Consider the following 18,590-nt stretch of genomic DNA (forward strand, 5'->3'; position numbering starts at 1 on the left):
TAAAAAGCACATCATCAACTAAATAAAAACACACAACTTATAAATAACAAAAAGATTATCCCCATAACACTATCTATAAAAAATAATAATTTTCACTCAAAATAGAAAACACATTATACCTCCCTTTGTCTTTTCGCTTCAAAAATTAAAACCGCAGCAGCCACAGATACATTCATTGAATCAATAACACCTTCCATCGGAATAATGATATTCTGGTGAGAATTTTGCAGCCATTCATCTGTAAGTCCCTCATCTTCTGTCCCAACAACAATCGCCGAAGCCTCTTTAAATGATACTTCCGTGTAAGGCTTTGAAGCTGAAAGAGCTGCACAAAATATCTTTATATTTTTCTCTTTCAAAAAAGAAATGATTTCAGAGGTTGTTCCCATTGCCACCGAAGTTGTGAAAAGACATCCAACACTTGAGCGAATTATGTTGGGATTGTATAAATCTGTTTTAGGATTGGCTATCAAAACAGCATCAATACCAGCTGCATCGGCAGTACGCAACAAAGCTCCTATGTTTCCGGGCTTTTCAGGAGCCTCCGCCACCAAAACAAGAGGATTATTACCCTTAAAATCAACATCTTTCAATAAATGGGATTTCGTTTCTGCAACAGCAATAATCCCTTCCGTTGATGAACGATAGGTCAATTTTTCATACACGTCTTTTGAGATACAGATAGTTTGGATTTCTTTATTTCCTGTTGGCAATAAGCGTTTTACCTTCTCTTCCGAGAAAATTTCTTTTTGAAACAATACAGTTTCCAAAATATAATTTCCTTGAATTGCCAACCGTATTTCACGTTCCCCTTCAATGACAAAGACACCTTCTTTTTTTCTGTTTCGGGATTTTTCCCTAAGCAAAATCAATCGTTTAATAAACGGATTCTGAACACTTGTAATTTCTTTCATCTTCTGTTAAAATTCGAATTGCAAATTTATAAAATATCTTGTCAGTAAATTTATTTTCAGTACGAAAACAAAAAAACGGCAGCCTCAACGCTACCGTTCTCCTCAAGTTATGAATAAAATCAATACTATCTACTTTCTATGTAAGCCACACATTCCATCAATTCTGGCTTATTTTTGGTATAGGCATCTAACCAAACTTTCAACTCCTCTACCTCATAAGGCAGCAACCTATCTGTTGCTTTTGTAAGTTCCTTACGAAATAATCCTGGGTCAAAACTTACCTTTGATAAAATCATTTTAGTGTACTCAATCATAGGTCTTTTCATAATAATTTTTCTTTTTGTTTCTCTATAGCAAAGATAAGAAATAAAAGCGAAAGAATATGATAAAGATTCGTTAATTTTTAGTTAATCAATAGAATTAATCTAAATTAACATCAAATAACATACGAGCCTGAATTCCTTCTTGTTGAGAAAGATTTTGAATCTTTTGGTACATTTCATAAGCCTCTTTACCCATTTCTTTTTGCAATGTATTTACCTTTATAGAAGTCGGATATTCCTGAAACATCTCTTTTAGGCTCGTTTTAAAAATTGGATATGATTCTATTTTATAAGATTCTAAAGCATTTTCTTTTGCTACGAAAGACAAAACATCATTTAGCGTTCCTATTTCGTCCACCAAACCAATTTGTAAAGCTTCTCTCCCGCTCCACACACGTCCTTGAGCAATTTCATTTACCTGTTCTACAGACATATTACGACCTTTTGCAACTCTATTGAGAAATACGTCATAAATATTCTCTACCGACTCTCTGGCTTCTTTAATAAAACTTTCAGTTGGCTTTTCGAACAAACTATATTCCATTGAATTAGAATGCGTTGTAACTTGTTCTGCATTAACCCCCAACTTTTCTGACAATTTGTTTACATTAGGATACGCTCCGAAAATTCCGATAGAACCTGTGATGGTACCTTCTTCGGCAAAAATTCTATCAGCGTTACAAGCAATGTAATATCCGCCCGAAGCAGCGTAATTAGCCATTGAAACATATACTTTTTTATGTTTTTTAGCAATTTCTATCTCCCTGTGAATCAACTCTGAAGCCAACGCACTGCCTCCGGGAGAATTTACCCGCAACACGATAGCTTTAACGTTTTTATCCTCAGTGGCTTTTCTTAAAGATTTTATAATGGTTTCATCTCCTATGACGCCTGGTTTTCCCGTTCCATATATAATATTTCCTTCGGCATAAATCACAGCAATTTTGTCTTTTATCTTCTTTAAACTAACTTTATTTGCCACACTTTCAGCATATTCTTCAATATTAATAAAATTCACATCATTAATTTCTGAAGACTGCGTTTTGTCACATAAAATTTGTTCAAATTCATCTTTAAAAATCACCCCATCAATCAAATTATTTTCCATTGCTAACTGAGGAGTTCTTGCATCTAAATTATTAGCTATTTGATTTAATTTTTCAATTGGAATATTTCTATCTTTTGAAATATCTTCCACGATGACACTCCACATCGAATTCAGTAATGTTGTGATTTGCAGGCGATTTTCTTCACTCATTTTATTATCAAGAAACGGTTCTACTGCACTTTTGTATTTTCCGTGACGAATGACTTCCATCGTTACGCCTGTTTTTTCCTGAATATCTTTAAAGAATAGTACTTCTGAAGATAACCCTCTGAAATTCAAATATCCAAGCGGATTTAAAAAAATACCATCTGCTACAGTTTGAAGATAATAATCCTTTTGAGGAATTATATCATTATACGCCAAAACGAACTTTCCTGAAGTTTTAAAATCTTGCAAAGCCGCACGCAATTCCTGTACGAATACAAGTCCGCCTATATTTCCGGGACTTTTAATGGAAATTCCCTCTATTCGGTCATCGGTTTTGGCATTTTCAATGGCTTGTAAAATGAAATTCATTCCGTTGAATTCTTCTATCGTATAATCAAAATCCTCAATATGAACACGTTCGGCATAATCTTTCAAAGGTGTTTTAAAATCTAATTCCAAAACAGAATTTTTTTTCACAACGACATTCGTATCATTTGCTCCTAAAGAAGAAACCATCATTGAAATAAAAATCAGAAACAATACAAAAAATATCCCAATGGATATAAAAAAGCCCAAAACGGCAGCCAATACATTTTTCAGAAAATTCATAACTTCAAATAAATTAAATTTTATATCAATACCATCAGTTGAAAATTGATAGCTCGCAAATATAATATTTTTTATCAGCTTTTTGTATTTTTTTGAAATTTACAAGTAAAATTACCTTTCTTTCCAAAAAAGAAGGCTACCCAAAGGCAGCCCTCAGTTAAATTTATTTGTAAATGATTCTTTTACAAAACACTGTTCAAATCTTTGTTTACTTCCCTTACTGCTGCTGCACTTTCTTGGAATTTAGCTTTTTCAGCATCGTTTAATTTAATTTCAACGATTTTTTCAACTCCATTTCTACCAACAATTACAGGAACTCCCAAACAAATGTCGCTTTGCCCATACTCGCCCTCAAGAACTACCGAACAAGGGAACATTTTTTTCTGGTCACACGCAATTGCCTGAACCAAAGCAGAAACTGCTGCCCCCGGAGCATACCAAGCCGAAGTTCCCAATAATTTTGTTAAAGTAGCTCCGCCTACTTTGGTTTCTTGAGTTACATTTGCCAATTTATCTTCACATAAAAATTCTGAAACAGGCACTCCGTTTCGTGTAGCCAAACGAGTTAAAGGAAGCATTCCTGTATCGCTATGAGCGGCAATTACCATACCATCAACATCTGAAAGTGGGCATTCCAACGCTTCAGCCAAACGATATTTAAATCGGGCACTATCCAAAGCTCCTCCCATTCCAATAATACGATTTTTAGGTAGGTTTGTAGCTTTTCTAACCAAATATGTCATTGTGTCCATCGGATTACTCACCACAATCACAATCACGTTAGGCGAATACTTCACCAATTGTTCCACAACTGATTTTACAATATTGGCATTAGTTCCGATAAGTTCCTCACGAGTCATTCCGGGTTTACGTGGAATACCTGAAGTGATAACTGCCACATCACTTCCTGCTGTTTTTGAATAATCGTTTGTTACCCCTACAATTCGTGTGTCAAATCCGTTAAGTGGAGCTGTTTGCATCAAATCCATTGCTTTACCCTCAGCAAAACCTTCTTTGATGTCCACTAAAACTACTTCTGATGCAAAATTCTTAATTGCAATGTACTCGGCACAACTTGCACCTACGGCTCCTGCACCTACCACTGTTACTTTCATATTTTATATATTTTATTATGTTATATCCTTTTTCCGAGCATCAAAGGTACGATTTTTTGACAAATAAAGCAACGAATAACCATTATTTTTTTGTCTGTGTACGGAAATTTTCCCTATTCCAACACCTTACGCATTGCATTGGCTTTTACGAGGCATTCTTCGTATTCTTTTTCGGCAATGGCTTCGGCGGTGATGGCACTTCCTACCGAAAAAGAAAGGTACTCATTTTCAGAATTATACAAAATACTACGAATAACCACATTAAAATCAAAATCCGCATTCGGCGTGAAATAACCCACTGCCCCACTGTACACGCCACGCTTAGTAGCTTCCAGATTTTCAATTATTTGCATTGCCGAAATTTTCGGAGCCCCCGTCATACTTCCCATCGGGAAGGTGGAACGAATCACATCAACAGAATGCGTTCCTTCTTTCAATTTTACTTCAATAGTTGAAATTAACTGATGTACTTGCTTGAAAGTGTAGGGTTTACATAATTCCGTAACTTTTACGCTTCCCTTTTCGGCATAAAGTGATAAATCATTGCGAACCAAATCCACAATCATCACATTTTCAGAACGTTCCTTCGGATTTTGCTCCAATTCCAAACAGAGTTTTTTGTCTTCTTCCTGATTATCAGAACGCCTTGCCGTTCCTTTAATTGGCTGAGAGACAACCACATTCTCTTTTCTTCGTAAATAACGCTCCGGAGATGCGGACAAAACATATTTCTCGTCAAACTTCAAAAAAACGGCAAAGGGAGGTGCTGAAATATCATTCAAATTTTCATAAACTGCAAGAGGCTCAATTTCAATATTTTCAATATAAAATTCCTGACAGAAATTAGCTTCATAAATGTCGCCTCGGGCAATGTGTTTTTGCATTTTTCCGACCTGTTTCACGTAATTCTCTTTTGAAATTCGTGCAGACACCGGATTTTTTTGCGAAAACGCTACCTTTTTTGAAGTTGATATTGCTAAAAAGTTACAAACTTGCTGAAAATCATCATCAATTTCTTGAGAAACGTTTTCCAAATAGCTGAAAATAAGCGAATCTTCTCGAAAAAAAATTATTTTTTCGGGTTGAAAAAAATAAAGTTCAGGAAATTGTAATCCGTCATAATTACTTGATTGCAAATCTTCAACATCATTCTTTAAATCATACGACAAATAACCAAAAATATAGTCATTTGTAACATCAACAAACGATTTCAACGCATCAAAAGCACCTTTTGATTCATATTTTTTTAATATTTTATGCGGATAAAACGCCAAAACGGCTTCAAATCGGCGATATTTGTCCGGATATTGGTTCGAATCCAGCCAAATCATCTCGGTTTGTAAGGAATTTGCCCAAAATAAGGCTTTCTTTTTTATATTTTTCAGAGACTCTATCTTAAACTTCTTTTCGATACGCATTTTTTTTTAAGATTTTGCTTTTCTTGCCGAACTTTAATATTTCTCACCGTATATCTGTTTGAAATTACATATTGACAATGAGATTCTTAAAATCACTACGCAAAAATACATATTTTTTTGATTCTTTACATTTATTTCTATATTTGCGAAGTTTTCAAGCCAAACTTATTGATAATATGAAGAAATTAACCTTTTTTGTTCTATTTTTCGCAACCTTTACATCTTTTTCTCAAATAAAAGGCAAAGTTACCGATAAAAATAACCAGCCTATTCCGTTTGTGAACATCTATCAGGAAAATGGAACCATCGGAACGACAACCAACGAAAAAGGCGACTACCTTTTAAGTACGCAAAACAAAAAATTAACACTCGTTTTTCAGTCCTTAGGATACAAAACAGAAAAGAAACAGCTTGATATTGAAAACTTTCCTCACGAATTAAACATAATTCTTACCGAAGAAAGTTTCCAACTTAGTGAAGTGATTGTCAGCAATAAAGACAATCCTGCAAATGCTATCATCCGCAATGCGATAAAAAATCGAACCAAAAATAGCGAAAAAACCGACCAATTCGAAGCCGACTTTTATTCCAAAGGTTTCCTGCGAATGAAAAACGTTCCTAAAAAGATTTTAGGGCAAGAGGTGGGCGATTTGGGCGGAAGTTTGGATTCTACCCGCTCGGGAATTGTGTATCAGTCGGAAACCATTTCAAAAGTTAAGTTTCAGAAACCCAACAAAGTAAAGGAACACATCATCGCTTCAAAAGTGGCAGGTAACAGTAACGGATTCAGTTTCAACACCGCAGCCGAAGCTAATTTTGATTTCTATGACGAATATCTGAATTTTGAAACCCAAACGATCTCCCCCATTGCGAATGCAGCTTTTACTTATTACAGATACGAACTGGAAAGCACATTTTATGACGATAAAGGGCGTTTAATCAACAAGATAAAATTATTTCCAAAGCGAGACAAAGAACCTGTTTTTGAAGGTTACATCTACATTGTGGAAGATTCTTGGGCGATTTACGGCGTGGACGTCATTATCAAAGGCTATCGTATTCAAAATCCTGCAATTAAGGAACTTCATTTGGTGCAGAATTTCAGGTACAATGAAAAAGAAAAAATCTGGCATAAAAACCTGCAAACCATTGATTTGAAAGCGAAAGTATTTATGATTGAATTAGAAGGAATTTTCTCGTACGTTTATAGTAATTATCTTTTTAAAGACGCTTTTGATAAAAAAGAATTTAGAGGAGAAATTCGAAGTTTTTCGGACAATGCCAATAAAAAAGACAGCCTATTTTGGGAAAAATTCCGCCAAATTCCGCTTACCGAGGAAGAAACAAAAAATTACATCAAAAAAGACAGTATTGAGTTGGTGCGTTCGTCGGACAAATACATTGATTCCGTAGAAACTAAACGCAATAAATTCAGCGTTTGGGACATCTTTACAGGATATAATTACAGAAAAAAATCCAAAGGTATTTATTTCTCTTACAACGGATTGGCTGACCCGATGAGTGTCGGCTTTAACACCGTACAAGGTTGGTTTATCGGTAGTGGTTTTTCTTTTTACAAATCCAATAAAGAAACCTTCGCTTCAACCAATATTTACACAGATTTGCAGTACGGTTTTGCCGAAAATCGCCTGCGTATCACAGGCGGAATTACCCGACAGTTCAACCGAATCAACAATGCAAAACTTCGGATTTCGGGAGGTGTACAAGCTCAGCAATTCAATAAAGAAAATCCGATTTCAGGAGCGGTAGATGCTTCTGCCTCCTTGTATTTCAAGGATAATTATATGAAATTATACAATAATGAATTCCTAAACATTTCGTACGGACAGGACATTTCAAACAATATCAATCTTTCGGGAATTTTCTCCTTCAGCCAGCGTAAACCTTTGTTTAACAATACGGATTATACTTGGTCGAAAAAAGACAAACCTTACACTTCCAACAATCCGTTATTGCCGTATGATTATGAGCAAAGTTTTGAAAAACATTATGTTGCAAAATTTTCCGTAAATGCTGATTTTTACATCAACCGTACTTATACTTCTTTACCCAAACGACGTATTTATGATTACGACAACCCGTATCCGTCGTTTCATTTGAACTTCACTAATGCATTTAGTGCCAGTCAGAAAGCCTTGCAATATCAGCATCTGGAAGGGCGAATAAAATATACGCCCTCTTTTGATAATAAAGGAAATCTTCACATCAATATGCGAGGTGGTGCGTTTTTTAATGCTAAAGGCATCAGCTTTATTGATTATAAACATTTTAACGGAAATCAAACACACGTGCAGTTGGAAGAAAATCCGAATAATTCGTTTTACTTATTGCCTTATTATTCGCATTCTACAAACAAAAATTATTTGGAAACGCATATCCGGCATCGTTTTAATGGTTACATTTCAAATAAAATTCCACTTTTTAACAAATTACAATGGCATTTTACCACCGGATTTCATCAAATCAATCGGCAAAATTCAAAACCTTACCAAGAGTTTACCTTCGGTTTGGAAAATATCGGTTGGGGAATGGTACGTTTTCTTCGGGTGGAATACGTCCGAGCTTATCAAGGCGGATTCAAACGTGATGGGGTAATGTTTGGACTGAGGTTTTAAATTGAAATTAATTTTATTACTTTTGCCTCGTTTTTCATAATTTCATCAATGAACTTAAAATATATTCTATTGTTTTCAACTATTTTTTCATTTTTTCAATCACTTTTCGGACAAAATAAACCTCTTACGGATGTTGAAGTTTTCAGAAAGAATCCTTCCGAAGTGATTTCATTTGACGATGCTCAAAAGTCAGCTGAAAAAATCATACATTTTCTCTTGCAAGAAAAACGAATTCCAGGAGCGTCCGTTACTATTACTAAACAAAATCACGTAATTTGGCAAAAAGGATACGGATATGCAGACATTGAAAAGAAAAAAACTATTGACCCGCAAAACACTCTCTTCCGAATAGCAAGTGTTTCCAAACCGCTTTCCGCTGTGGCTCTGGCTCGCCTGCAAGAAAAAAAGGAATTTGATTGGAATACATCACTTTATGAATATGTTCCCGACTTTCCTAAAAAACCTTTTGATTTCACCATCAAACAATTAGCAGGACATTTGGTAGGCATTCGAAGTTATAAAGGAAATGAAATTTTCAGCAATAAACCAATGTCTATTGAAGAAGGGATTGGTATGTTCAAAAATGACATCTTGGAATTTGCTCCCGGAACGAAATATTTATATAGTAGCTTCAACTGGAATTTGGTTTCTTTGGCTATGGAACGTTGCCTAAACAAAAAATTCGAAGATATTGTTTCGGATGAAGTTTTACTTCCTCTACAAATGCAAAATACTTTTGCTGACAAAGGAAAAATAATTCAAAATCAAGCTATTCCTTATTCTCGAACGAAGAAAGGTTTTCAGCCAGCAACCAAAGTACATAATTACTACAAACTTGCAGGCGGAGGGTTTCTTTCTACCTCAAATGATGTTGCCAAATTGGGAAATGTTGCTATCTGTCACGATTTTCTTTCTCAGGAGATTGAAAATGAAATGTTAACGACATTATGTACCGATGATGACAGAGAAACAGGATATAGTATTGGTTGGCAATCCAGTAAGGATTGGAACGGTCGCCCTTATTACGGACATATCGGTAATGGTGTAGGTGGATATGCTTGGTTTTATGTTTATCCGCAAGAGCAGGTAGTAATTTCTATGCTTTTCAACACTTCTAATCCTCAGATTGACATCTATTTACAACGCATAACCGATTTTATTTTGGAAGGAGCCGAATATCTGGATTTTGGATATTAAATTCAAAATTATTCATTTTAATTTAAGAATAAATAAATTGAAAAAATTTCTTGATCCAAATAAATTAACTAAAAAGTAATTCCAAATTAGAAATTTTTGAAAAATAAGATTAGATACAAGTTCACCACTAAAAGTAAAAATACTTTTTTTATCATAAAACATAAGTAAAATATGTTAAATATATGTATAATTTATAATTTTAGCACAGTTATTGCGTATTCTTTACTAAAATTTAAATTATGCAAATTAAAAATATATTATTAACGGGAGCTTCCGGAACCGTAGGTTACGAAGTTTTAAAGCAACTTATTGAAAAAAAGTATTACAAAGTAAAGGTTTTTGATATTAAAACACCACAAACAGAAAAGAAATTTGCCCGTTTACCACAGAATTTTGAAATCATATACGGAGATATTTCTAATACTCAAGATGTTGTAAAAGCCACACAAAATGTTGATGCCGTAATTCACTTGGCAGCTATTATCCCTCCGCTCGCTGACGATAATCCGAAACTCGCTGAACGCGTGAATGTTAAAGGAACCGAAAATCTTATTAAAGCTTTGGAACAAAATTCTCCACAAGCATTTTTTATGTATAGTTCCTCTATTTCGGTTTACGGTGACCGAGTTAAAACTCCTTATATCACCGTAAATGACCCCTTGACGCCAAGCGAAGGTGATGAGTATGCCATCACAAAAATTCAATCCGAGAAAATAGTTCAAAACTCCAAATTATCTTGGACAATCTTCCGATTAGCAGCAATTATGGGAAATCATAAAATATCAAAACTAATGTTCCATATGCCTTTGAACACAGCTATGGAAATCGCTACACCCAGTGATACTGCACGAGCATTTGTAAATGGTTTGGAACATCAAGCTGAACTTAACACAAAGATTTTCAATCTGGGAGGAGGTTCGCAATGCCGGACAACTTATGAAGATTTTCTGCAAAAATCTTTTAATATTTTCGGACTTGGAAACTTAAATTTTCCGGATAAAGCCTTTGCCGAAAAGAATTTTCACTGTGGTTACTATGTCGATGGCGATGACTTGGAAAATATCGTAAAATTCAGAAGAGATGATTTAGATGATTATTTTAAAATGGTTGCCAACAAAGTAAATCCTTTTATTAAATTCCTTACAAAAGTCTTTAAATCAATTATAAAAAAACAACTTCTGAGAAAATCAGAACCTTACGAAGCTTTCAAAGAAGCAAACCAAAAACTTATAAAACGATTTTTTAACTCTTAAAAACAATTGAATTATGAAGAAAACACTTACTTATTTATTTGTTACTCCTTTACTTTTCTTTTACTGTGAATTATCAGCTCAAAGCAATCTTACAGTAAATTTGGACAATTTAAAAACGAATACTGGCTTTGTGGAAATCGGATTATTTAACAAAGAAAAAGGATTTCTGAAAGAAAATCAACATTTTAGAAAAAAACGAGTGAAAGTAACAAAAAAACAAATATCCTATACTTTTACAGATATTCCTGATGGAGATTATGCCATTGCTGTATATCACGATGAAAATGCTAATGGAATAACCGATAAAAACTTTTGGGGTATTCCTCAAGAACGTTACGGATTTTCCAATAATTTTCGTCCGAAAATTTCTGCTCCAACATTTGAACAAGTAAAATTTTCTGTAAACGGAAACGAAAACATTGATATATCTCTGATTTAGAAAATGTTTTTAATATTACACGAGTTTATCTTTCATAAAAAACGCTCAAAAAATTATTTTTTGAGCGTTTTAATTATTTTATGACTTTCTATTTTATCTTTTTTAACCAATTTCGCATATCTACTTCTTTGGCAATGGCAACTCGCAGTTGTGAAATTGGAATACGGATTTGCTCCATCGTGTCGCGATGACGCAAGGTAACAGTTTGGTCTTCTTTGGTTTGATGGTCAACGGTTACACAGAAAGGCGTTCCGGCTGCATCTTGACGGCGATAGCGACGCCCAACAGCATCTTTTTCGTCATAAGCCACATTGAAATCAAACTTCAATTCCTCTATAATCTCACGAGCAATTTCAGGAAGTCCGTCTTTTTTAAGTAGTGGAAGCACAGCCACTTTTGTCGGTGCTAACACAAAAGGCAAACGAAGTACCGTACGTGTGTCGCCTCCCTCCAAAGTCTCTTCCTGCAAAGCATTTGAAAACACTGCCAAAAACATACGGTCTAACCCGATGGAAGTTTCCAATACATACGGAACGTAGCTTTTATTTTCCTCAGGGTCAAAATATTGCAATTTCTTTCCAGAATATTTTTCGTGATTACCCAAGTCGAAATCCGTGCGTGAGTGAATTCCTTCCAATTCTTTGAAACCAAATGGAAATTTGAATTCGATATCGCAAGCGGCATCGGCATAATGAGCCAATTTTTCGTGGTCGTGGAAACGATAATTGTTATCGCCCATTCCTAATGACAAATGCCATTTTAAACGGTTTTCTTTCCAGTATTCGTACCATTCTTTTTGAGTTCCGGGCTTGATAAAAAATTGCATTTCCATCTGCTCAAATTCTCGCATACGGAAAATAAACTGACGTGCAACTATCTCATTACGAAATGCTTTTCCGGTTTGAGCAATTCCGAACGGGATTTTCATTCGTCCTGTTTTTTGCACGTTTGAGAAGTTTACAAAAATCCCCTGTGCCGTTTCGGGGCGAAGGTACAAATCCATTGCTGTATCGGCAGTTGCTCCGAGTTTTGTTCCGAACATCAGGTTGAATTGCTTCACATCTGTCCAGTTTTTTGAACCCGATTCAGGGCAGGCAATTTCCAACTCTTCAATCAAAGCTTTAACGTCTGCTAAATCTTCATTTTCAAGTGATTTTGCCAAACGTTTCAAGATGGTTTCTGCTTGGTTTTTATATTCAAGCACACGTGCATTCGTGCTTACAAATTGCTCTTTATCAAAGGCTTCCCCGAAGCGTTTTTCTGCCTTTGCAATTTCTTTCTCAATTTTTGCTTCAATTTTGGCTACATAATCCTCCACCAACACATCGGCACGATAACGTTTTTTAGAATCTTTGTTATCAATAAGCGGGTCGTTAAAAGCATCAACGTGCCCCGAAGCCTTCCACGTAGTGGGATGCATAAAAATAGCCGCATCAATCCCAACAATGTTTTCATTCATCTGAACCATTGCTTTCCACCAATATTCGCGAATGTTTTTTTTGAGTTCCACTCCGTTTTGTCCGTAATCGTAAACGGCACTAAGCCCGTCATAAATTTCGCTCGACTGGAAAATATAACCGTACTCCTTAGCGTGAGAAATTACTTTCTTGAAAAAATCTTCTTGATTTACCATAGTTTTTTAGTTGAAATCACAAATGAACACAAAAAATCTTTAATATAAATTCTTTTTATTCACTTATTTAGCTTATTTTAATAATTAAAAATATCAATTTACCTTGTGAAAGTATACCTATCAATACTTTTACCAAAAATTTAACGCACAAACATAGTAAATAATTTCAAAAAAACATATTTTTGCCCTGAAAATAAATCTGATTTTATGATTTTTAGGGATTTACTTTCCGTGATATTACCTGACTACTGTATGGGGTGTGGTTGTATCTTGAATGATAAGGAATCTTTTCTGTGTATCTCTTGCAGAGGAAAACTTCCTGAAACACAGATGCATTTACAAAAAGAAAATCGAATAACAAAACGGCTTTACGGACAATGCGATTTATTCTGTGCCACTTCACTTTTTTATTTTCATAAAGATAGCGTAGTACAACATTTAATCCATCAATTGAAATACAAAGGCAAGGAGGAAATCGGAAATTGGTTGGGAAATTGGTTGGGCGAAAAAATAAAAACAGTGCAAGATTTCCAAAAAACAGACATTGTAATTCCCGTTCCTTTACATAAAAATAAGTTAAAAAAACGGGGATATAACCAAGTTGCTCTTTTTGGAAAATGTTTGGCTCGAATTTTGCAAGCGGAATACATTGATGACGTACTGATAAAAGTAAAAACGAATACCACACAAACCCAAAAGGATTTATGGTCACGTTTTGCTGATAGTAAAGATATTTTTTCAATCCAAAATGGAGATAAAATAAAAGGAAAAAATGTTCTGCTTGTTGATGATTTGATTACTACCGGAGCAACTATCGAAAGTTGTTATAATCAATTAATTAAAATAGAAAATGTAAGGGTAGGTTTAGCGACTATGGCTTATTCTTTATTACATAATTAAACCTTTTGGGAAAAACAAAGTCCAATAGGAGATGATTAGTAAATTTAATATTAACTTTAATTTTTAAAAAATGAAGAACACTTTAAAATTAATGGCAGTTGCATTTTCAATGTTTGCGTTTAGTGCAAATGTTCAGGCTGCAAGCTTCGACCAAGAAGTACAAATCGTACAAGAAAAAGACGGAGTAAAACAAGAAAAGAAATCTTGTTGCAAAAAAGACGGCAAGAAAAAATGCGACAAAAGCGAGAAATCTTGCTCAAAAGAAGGAAAAGAAAAAAAATCTTGCTGCAAGAAGAACAAAGAACAAAAGAAATAATTCTTTTGTTTGATTCAGATTCATAAAAATCTCGGCATAAAATAGCTGAGATTTTTTTATTGTCCAAATATCACCCACTTTCAATTTTCGCAGCCATAACCAACATAATTTTGCTAAAAAGTTTTGCGATTGAATTTTAATTCTTACCTTTGCGAGAAATTAACAAATTAATGACAAGCAATAACACATATTTCCGCTTTTATTATTTTTACTTTTATTCATAAAATAAAAGCGGAGACTTTGTGTACATAAAAATAGCATAGTAAATAAATTTAGTATTAAACAATGGAAAAAGTCTCGGTAATACGAGGCTTTTTCTTTTTAATAACCACTTCGTATGACGCAAACAATAGCAATTCAAGGAATTCAGGGGTCATTTCACTATCAAGCTGCAAAGGAATACTTCGGGCAGGCAACTAACGTATTAGAATGTTCCTCATTTGACAAAGTGGCTCAGTCAATCGTACAAGAAAAATCCCAATGGGGAGTTATGGCTTTAGAAAATAGCATTGCAGGTTCTATCTTACCGAATTATGCTCTTATCGACCAATTAGGTCTGTTTATCATTGGAGAACATTATATTGACATACAACAAAACCTAATGGCTCTACCTCATCAGAAAATCGAGGAAATTAAAGAAGTCCATTCCCACCCTATGGCGTTATTGCAATGCAAACAGTTCTTTCAAAGTTATCCCCATATAAAATTGGTAGAAGACTCTGACACTGCATCATCGGCAAAACGCATTTACGACAACCAACTTCAAGGAATTGGAGCTATCGCCTCAAAAGCAGCGGCAGAAACTTATCAACTGCAAATACTGGCACACAGCATACAAACAATGAAGGTAAACGCTACCCGATTCGTAGTGTTGCAAAAAGCTGAAAACACAATCATCGACAAACAGGCAAACAAAGCCTCCATTAAATTTCAAGTACATCATAAAAGGGGAAGCCTCGCCACTGTGCTGAATGTCATCAGTGATTGTAAGATAAATATGACTAAAATACAATCACTTCCCATAATTGAAACTCCTTGGAAATATGCTTTTTTCGTGGACATTATCTTTGAGAAGTACGAGGATTTTGAAAAAGCTCACAAATTATTGTCCATTATGGCGGAAGATTTTAAAGTATTAGGCATTTACAAAAATAAATTATCATAAACGTTCACTTATTTTAATAACTTTTTATATATGAAAACAGCTGTCATCATAGGATTAGGACTCATAGGAGGCTCTATGGCTCTGGAATTACGAAAACGATGCGGATACGAAATATGGGGAATAGACACCAATCCCAACAATGTACAAAAAGCATTGGAATTAGGTATCATCAACAAAGAAACCGACTATAACCACATTGCCAAAGCAGACGTAGCCATCATAGCCGTTCCCGTAAACATCATACCGAAAGTGCTAAAAAAAACGCTTGACCACGCAGGCAAACAAACCGTAGTTATGGATATGGGTTCTGTCAAGGAACATATTTGCCAAAGTGTATCTGACCATCCCAATCGAGGGAATTTCATAGCATCACATCCTATGGCAGGAACCGAGTTTTCAGGTCCTGAAGCAGCCATTTACAACCTGTTCGACAATAAAGTGATGGTATTTTGTGAAACGGAAAAGAGCAACAACAAGCTATTGGAGATAGCTTCCGACATAGTAAAAGCATTGCGTATGCGATTGAAAACAATGTCGCCAAAAGACCACGACCGACACGTAGCTTATGTTTCCCACTTATCACACGTAAGCTCCTTTATGCTCGGGAAAACCGTATTAGAAATCGAAAAAGATGAGCAAAACATATTTGATTTGGCAAGCACAGGATTTGCCTCTACTGTAAGGCTTGCCAAAAGTGATGCCGATATGTGGTGTCCCATATTCTTGGAAAACAAAGAAAACGTGTTAAAATCACTCGATGAGTACATAAAAAACTTAAACGAATTCAGAATTATGATACAAAATCACGAGGAAAAAGAAATACGAACCACTATCAAAGAAATCAATCACATCAGAAAAGTTTTACGCAGCTGATAAAACGCTTATAAACTTTCTGCAGAAAAAAATTTGACAACATATCATTTACACAAAGCAGACAACACAACAAATAGTTTTATGACTTTATAGATATACAATACCAAACTTATCGTATAGCTTCATAACATCATAATTAAAATATATTAAACATATTGATAAGGTTTATAACACAACAAATAAAAATTGTATAGCTAACAGAATAGGTTTATAATTTTACAAACATCGAAATACAAACATAAATAATACACTTGTAACTATACACATAAAAAGTACTGAAACAAATATATAGGTTTGTAAGTTATAAATAAAAAACTTTATAAAAATTACATTTACTAACAGATTTTAAAAATAAAACAAATCAATAAAAAATAACGCTCATTGAATATAAAATCAAAATTATAAAAAAATTAACAAAAACTTAGCACTTACATTACAATAATTATTATTACATTTGCTTCGTATAATAATTTTTTAATATAAAAGTCAGCAAAAATGAAAAAAATCATCGAAATCAAAGCCATCAACTTAGAGAAGTTGAACGTTGCAGAGTATGCTCAATTTATTGAAAGGGTTATCAATCTTGTTACAAAAGCAACTCCGGAGAAATTATTTATTGAAAAAACTCTTTTTTCTGACTTACAAAAAAAGTTGGAAATCCTAACGGAAATCATCGGGCAGACTTATGCAAGTCAGGAGACAAAGAAACTTGCCGACATCGACAAGGAACGTAACAAATTAGCCGTGTTCTTACTATCTTCTTTCCGATTGGAAAAAAATAATATTGAAGAAAACCGAAAAGAATCCGCTACAATCCTTTACGATGTTAGTAAAAACTACAAAGGCTTGCAATATCTTCCCGTACGGCAAAAGACACAGTTCATCAGTGCAATGCTTAACGACCTAATGAAACGTGAAAACAACACACATATTGATGTATTGGGACTCTCAAAAACAGTAACTGCTTTAGAGGCTAAAAACCAAGAATATCAAAAGTTATCGGAAGGAAGGTCAGAAAGCCAACTTGCCAACACATTTGTTAGTTTCAAACAGATTAAAAAAGAAACAAATGCCATATATAGAGACCTGACAAAATATGCCTTTGCAGGAAATTTATTGCACGAAAGCCCAGAAAGTTTAAATTTTATGAACTTAATGAATAAATTGATAACAGATACTATGAATGCCAATAAAAAACGTTTGTCGTCATCTTCCGCAAATAAAAACAATATGCTACCGAAAGAAGACAAAAACATATCCGACATTCGTTAAACAACAAACATTTTAAGAAAAATAAGCATCATATTACATCTGTTGGTAATTTTTACCGAATAAAATCATCACAAATAACATAAGTAACAGAAAAAACATATGTCGAACAACCTACAAATAACAACGGAGAATAAAAAATGGTTACACGATTTGCAGCTTTCACATCCTTTAGTGATTGCAGGACCGTGTAGTGCCGAAACAGAAGAACAAGTTCTGAAAATTGCACATCAGTTAAAGGAAACCGAAGTTAGTTACTTCCGGGCAGGCATCTGGAAACCTCGCACCCGTCCCGGTATGTTTGAAGGTGTAGGGGCATTGGGTTTGAAATGGTTACAACGTGTTAAGGAGGAAACAGGTATGAAGCTTGCCACCGAAGTTGCCAACAAAGACCACGTAAGGCTGGCATTGGAACACGATATTGATATGTTATGGATTGGTGCACGTTCTACCGTCAGCCCGTTTATCATTCAGGATATTGCCGATGAACTTAGAAACACGGAAAAGATTGTGCTTATAAAAAATCCGGTAAATCCTGACCTGCCACTCTGGATAGGAGCCATCGAACGCCTATTAATGGCAGGAGTTAAGAATATCGGCGTGATTCACAGAGGTTTTTCATCCTATGAAAAAACGAAATACCGCAATCTTCCTGAGTGGCAAATTGTCATCGAACTGCAAAATAAGTTTCCTGAGCTGGTTCTTATCTGCGACCCTTCGCACATAACAGGCAAACGGGATATGATTTTTGACGTATCGCAAACTGCTCTTGACCTAAACTTTGACGGACTGATGATAGAAACACATATAACTCCGGAACAAGCGTGGAGTGATGCTGCTCAACAAGTTACCCCTGAATCCCTCATACAGATAATGAAACACTTGCGGGTAAGAAAGCAGACCACCTCCGAAGAAGATTATCAAAGCAGATTGGGAGAGCTACGTTCTAAAATTGATATTATTGATGAGCAACTGCTTAATATGCTGAAAAAACGAATGAGTTTGTCTGACAACATCGGAGAGTTGAAGAGAGAAAAGAATGTGGCAGTGCTTCAAAACTCACGTTGGCACGCAATTTTGGGAAAAATGATTCTTGAAGGTCAGCAACGCGGACTAAGTGAAGAATTCATAACGCACATCTTTAAGGCTATCCATCAGGAATCTATCAACCGACAGGAAAAAATCCTCAATGGTTAATAACTAAAACCTATTTTAATTACAAACAAAATACCAAGCCATATCGTTTATAAAGAAATTGCCTATGATTTTCCCAAT

Annotated in this window: 16 protein-coding genes; 10 read left to right on the top strand and 6 right to left on the bottom strand. The window is 34.8% G+C overall.

The features are described from left to right. Positions 1-113: 113 nt before the first annotated feature. The 5 genes from GN105_RS01865 to GN105_RS01885 form a co-directional block, all read right to left on the bottom strand. Positions 114-914, bottom strand: coding sequence for a TrmH family RNA methyltransferase (locus tag GN105_RS01865; RefSeq protein WP_155283750.1), 801 nt, complete (start codon positions 912-914; stop codon positions 114-116). Between the two features lie 125 nt (positions 915-1,039). Further along, the gene (locus GN105_RS01870; RefSeq protein WP_155283751.1) at positions 1,040-1,240 is read right to left on the bottom strand and encodes a hypothetical protein; all 201 of its coding nucleotides are present in this window, start codon (positions 1,238-1,240) and stop codon (positions 1,040-1,042) included. A gap of 94 nt (positions 1,241-1,334) precedes the next feature. Beyond that, positions 1,335-3,101, bottom strand: a complete 1,767-nt coding sequence (gene sppA / locus GN105_RS01875) for a signal peptide peptidase SppA (RefSeq protein WP_155283752.1) — start codon at positions 3,099-3,101, stop codon at positions 1,335-1,337. 182 nt (positions 3,102-3,283) lie between these two features. Beyond that, complete coding sequence (gene mdh, locus GN105_RS01880) at positions 3,284-4,216, bottom strand: malate dehydrogenase (RefSeq protein ID WP_155283753.1); 933 nt, start codon at positions 4,214-4,216, stop codon at positions 3,284-3,286. Positions 4,217-4,329: 113 nt separating this feature from the next. After that, a complete protein-coding gene (locus tag GN105_RS01885; protein WP_155283754.1) occupies positions 4,330-5,634 on the bottom strand; it encodes an anthranilate synthase component I family protein in 1,305 nt (434 codons plus the stop codon). A 176-nt stretch (positions 5,635-5,810) separates the two neighbouring features. On the opposite strand from GN105_RS01885, the gene GN105_RS01890 reads away from it, so the two are divergent. The 4 genes from GN105_RS01890 to GN105_RS01905 all read left to right on the top strand — a co-directional run bounded on the left by GN105_RS01890 (position 5,811) and on the right by GN105_RS01905 (position 11,159). Next, entirely contained in the window at positions 5,811-8,270 is a 2,460-nt protein-coding gene (locus GN105_RS01890; RefSeq protein WP_155283755.1) for a DUF5686 and carboxypeptidase regulatory-like domain-containing protein, read from the top strand. Between the two features lie 48 nt (positions 8,271-8,318). Beyond that, positions 8,319-9,467 (top strand): serine hydrolase domain-containing protein, encoded by a 1,149-nt coding sequence (locus GN105_RS01895; RefSeq protein ID WP_155283756.1) that lies wholly within the window; start codon positions 8,319-8,321, stop codon positions 9,465-9,467. A 239-nt stretch (positions 9,468-9,706) separates the two neighbouring features. Next, a complete protein-coding gene (locus GN105_RS01900; RefSeq protein WP_155283757.1) occupies positions 9,707-10,720 on the top strand; it encodes an NAD-dependent epimerase/dehydratase family protein in 1,014 nt (337 codons plus the stop codon). 13 nt (positions 10,721-10,733) lie between these two features. After that, on the top strand, positions 10,734-11,159 hold the full coding sequence (locus GN105_RS01905) for a DUF2141 domain-containing protein (RefSeq protein ID WP_155283758.1): 426 nt from the start codon (positions 10,734-10,736) through the stop codon (positions 11,157-11,159). 88 nt (positions 11,160-11,247) lie between these two features. Here the strand turns inward: GN105_RS01905 and GN105_RS01910 are convergent, their stop codons facing one another. Continuing rightward, complete coding sequence (locus GN105_RS01910; RefSeq protein WP_155283759.1) at positions 11,248-12,792, bottom strand: glycine--tRNA ligase; 1,545 nt, start codon at positions 12,790-12,792, stop codon at positions 11,248-11,250. Between the two features lie 207 nt (positions 12,793-12,999). On the opposite strand from GN105_RS01910, the gene GN105_RS01915 reads away from it, so the two are divergent. The 6 genes from GN105_RS01915 (at position 13,000) to GN105_RS01940 (ending at position 18,512) form a co-directional block, all read left to right on the top strand. Beyond that, the gene (locus GN105_RS01915; RefSeq protein ID WP_155283760.1) at positions 13,000-13,692 is read left to right on the top strand and encodes a ComF family protein; all 693 of its coding nucleotides are present in this window, start codon (positions 13,000-13,002) and stop codon (positions 13,690-13,692) included. A 70-nt stretch (positions 13,693-13,762) separates the two neighbouring features. Further along, the gene (locus GN105_RS01920) at positions 13,763-14,008 is read left to right on the top strand and encodes a hypothetical protein (RefSeq protein ID WP_155283761.1); all 246 of its coding nucleotides are present in this window, start codon (positions 13,763-13,765) and stop codon (positions 14,006-14,008) included. Between the two features lie 337 nt (positions 14,009-14,345). Next, the gene (locus GN105_RS01925; RefSeq protein WP_155283762.1) at positions 14,346-15,173 is read left to right on the top strand and encodes a prephenate dehydratase; all 828 of its coding nucleotides are present in this window, start codon (positions 14,346-14,348) and stop codon (positions 15,171-15,173) included. A gap of 30 nt (positions 15,174-15,203) precedes the next feature. After that, positions 15,204-16,046 (top strand): prephenate dehydrogenase, encoded by an 843-nt coding sequence (locus GN105_RS01930; protein ID WP_155283763.1) that lies wholly within the window; start codon positions 15,204-15,206, stop codon positions 16,044-16,046. A gap of 495 nt (positions 16,047-16,541) precedes the next feature. Then, positions 16,542-17,318 (top strand): DUF6261 family protein, encoded by a 777-nt coding sequence (locus tag GN105_RS01935; RefSeq protein ID WP_155283764.1) that lies wholly within the window; start codon positions 16,542-16,544, stop codon positions 17,316-17,318. A 99-nt stretch (positions 17,319-17,417) separates the two neighbouring features. Continuing rightward, positions 17,418-18,512 carry a bifunctional 3-deoxy-7-phosphoheptulonate synthase/chorismate mutase type II gene (locus GN105_RS01940; protein WP_155283765.1) on the top strand — a complete coding sequence of 365 codons (1,095 nt, stop codon included), beginning with the start codon at positions 17,418-17,420 and terminating at the stop codon, positions 18,510-18,512. Positions 18,513-18,590 lie beyond the last annotated feature (78 nt).

The organism is Capnocytophaga felis (assembly GCF_009684755.1).
GTDB lineage: Bacteria > Bacteroidota > Bacteroidia > Flavobacteriales > Flavobacteriaceae > Capnocytophaga > Capnocytophaga felis.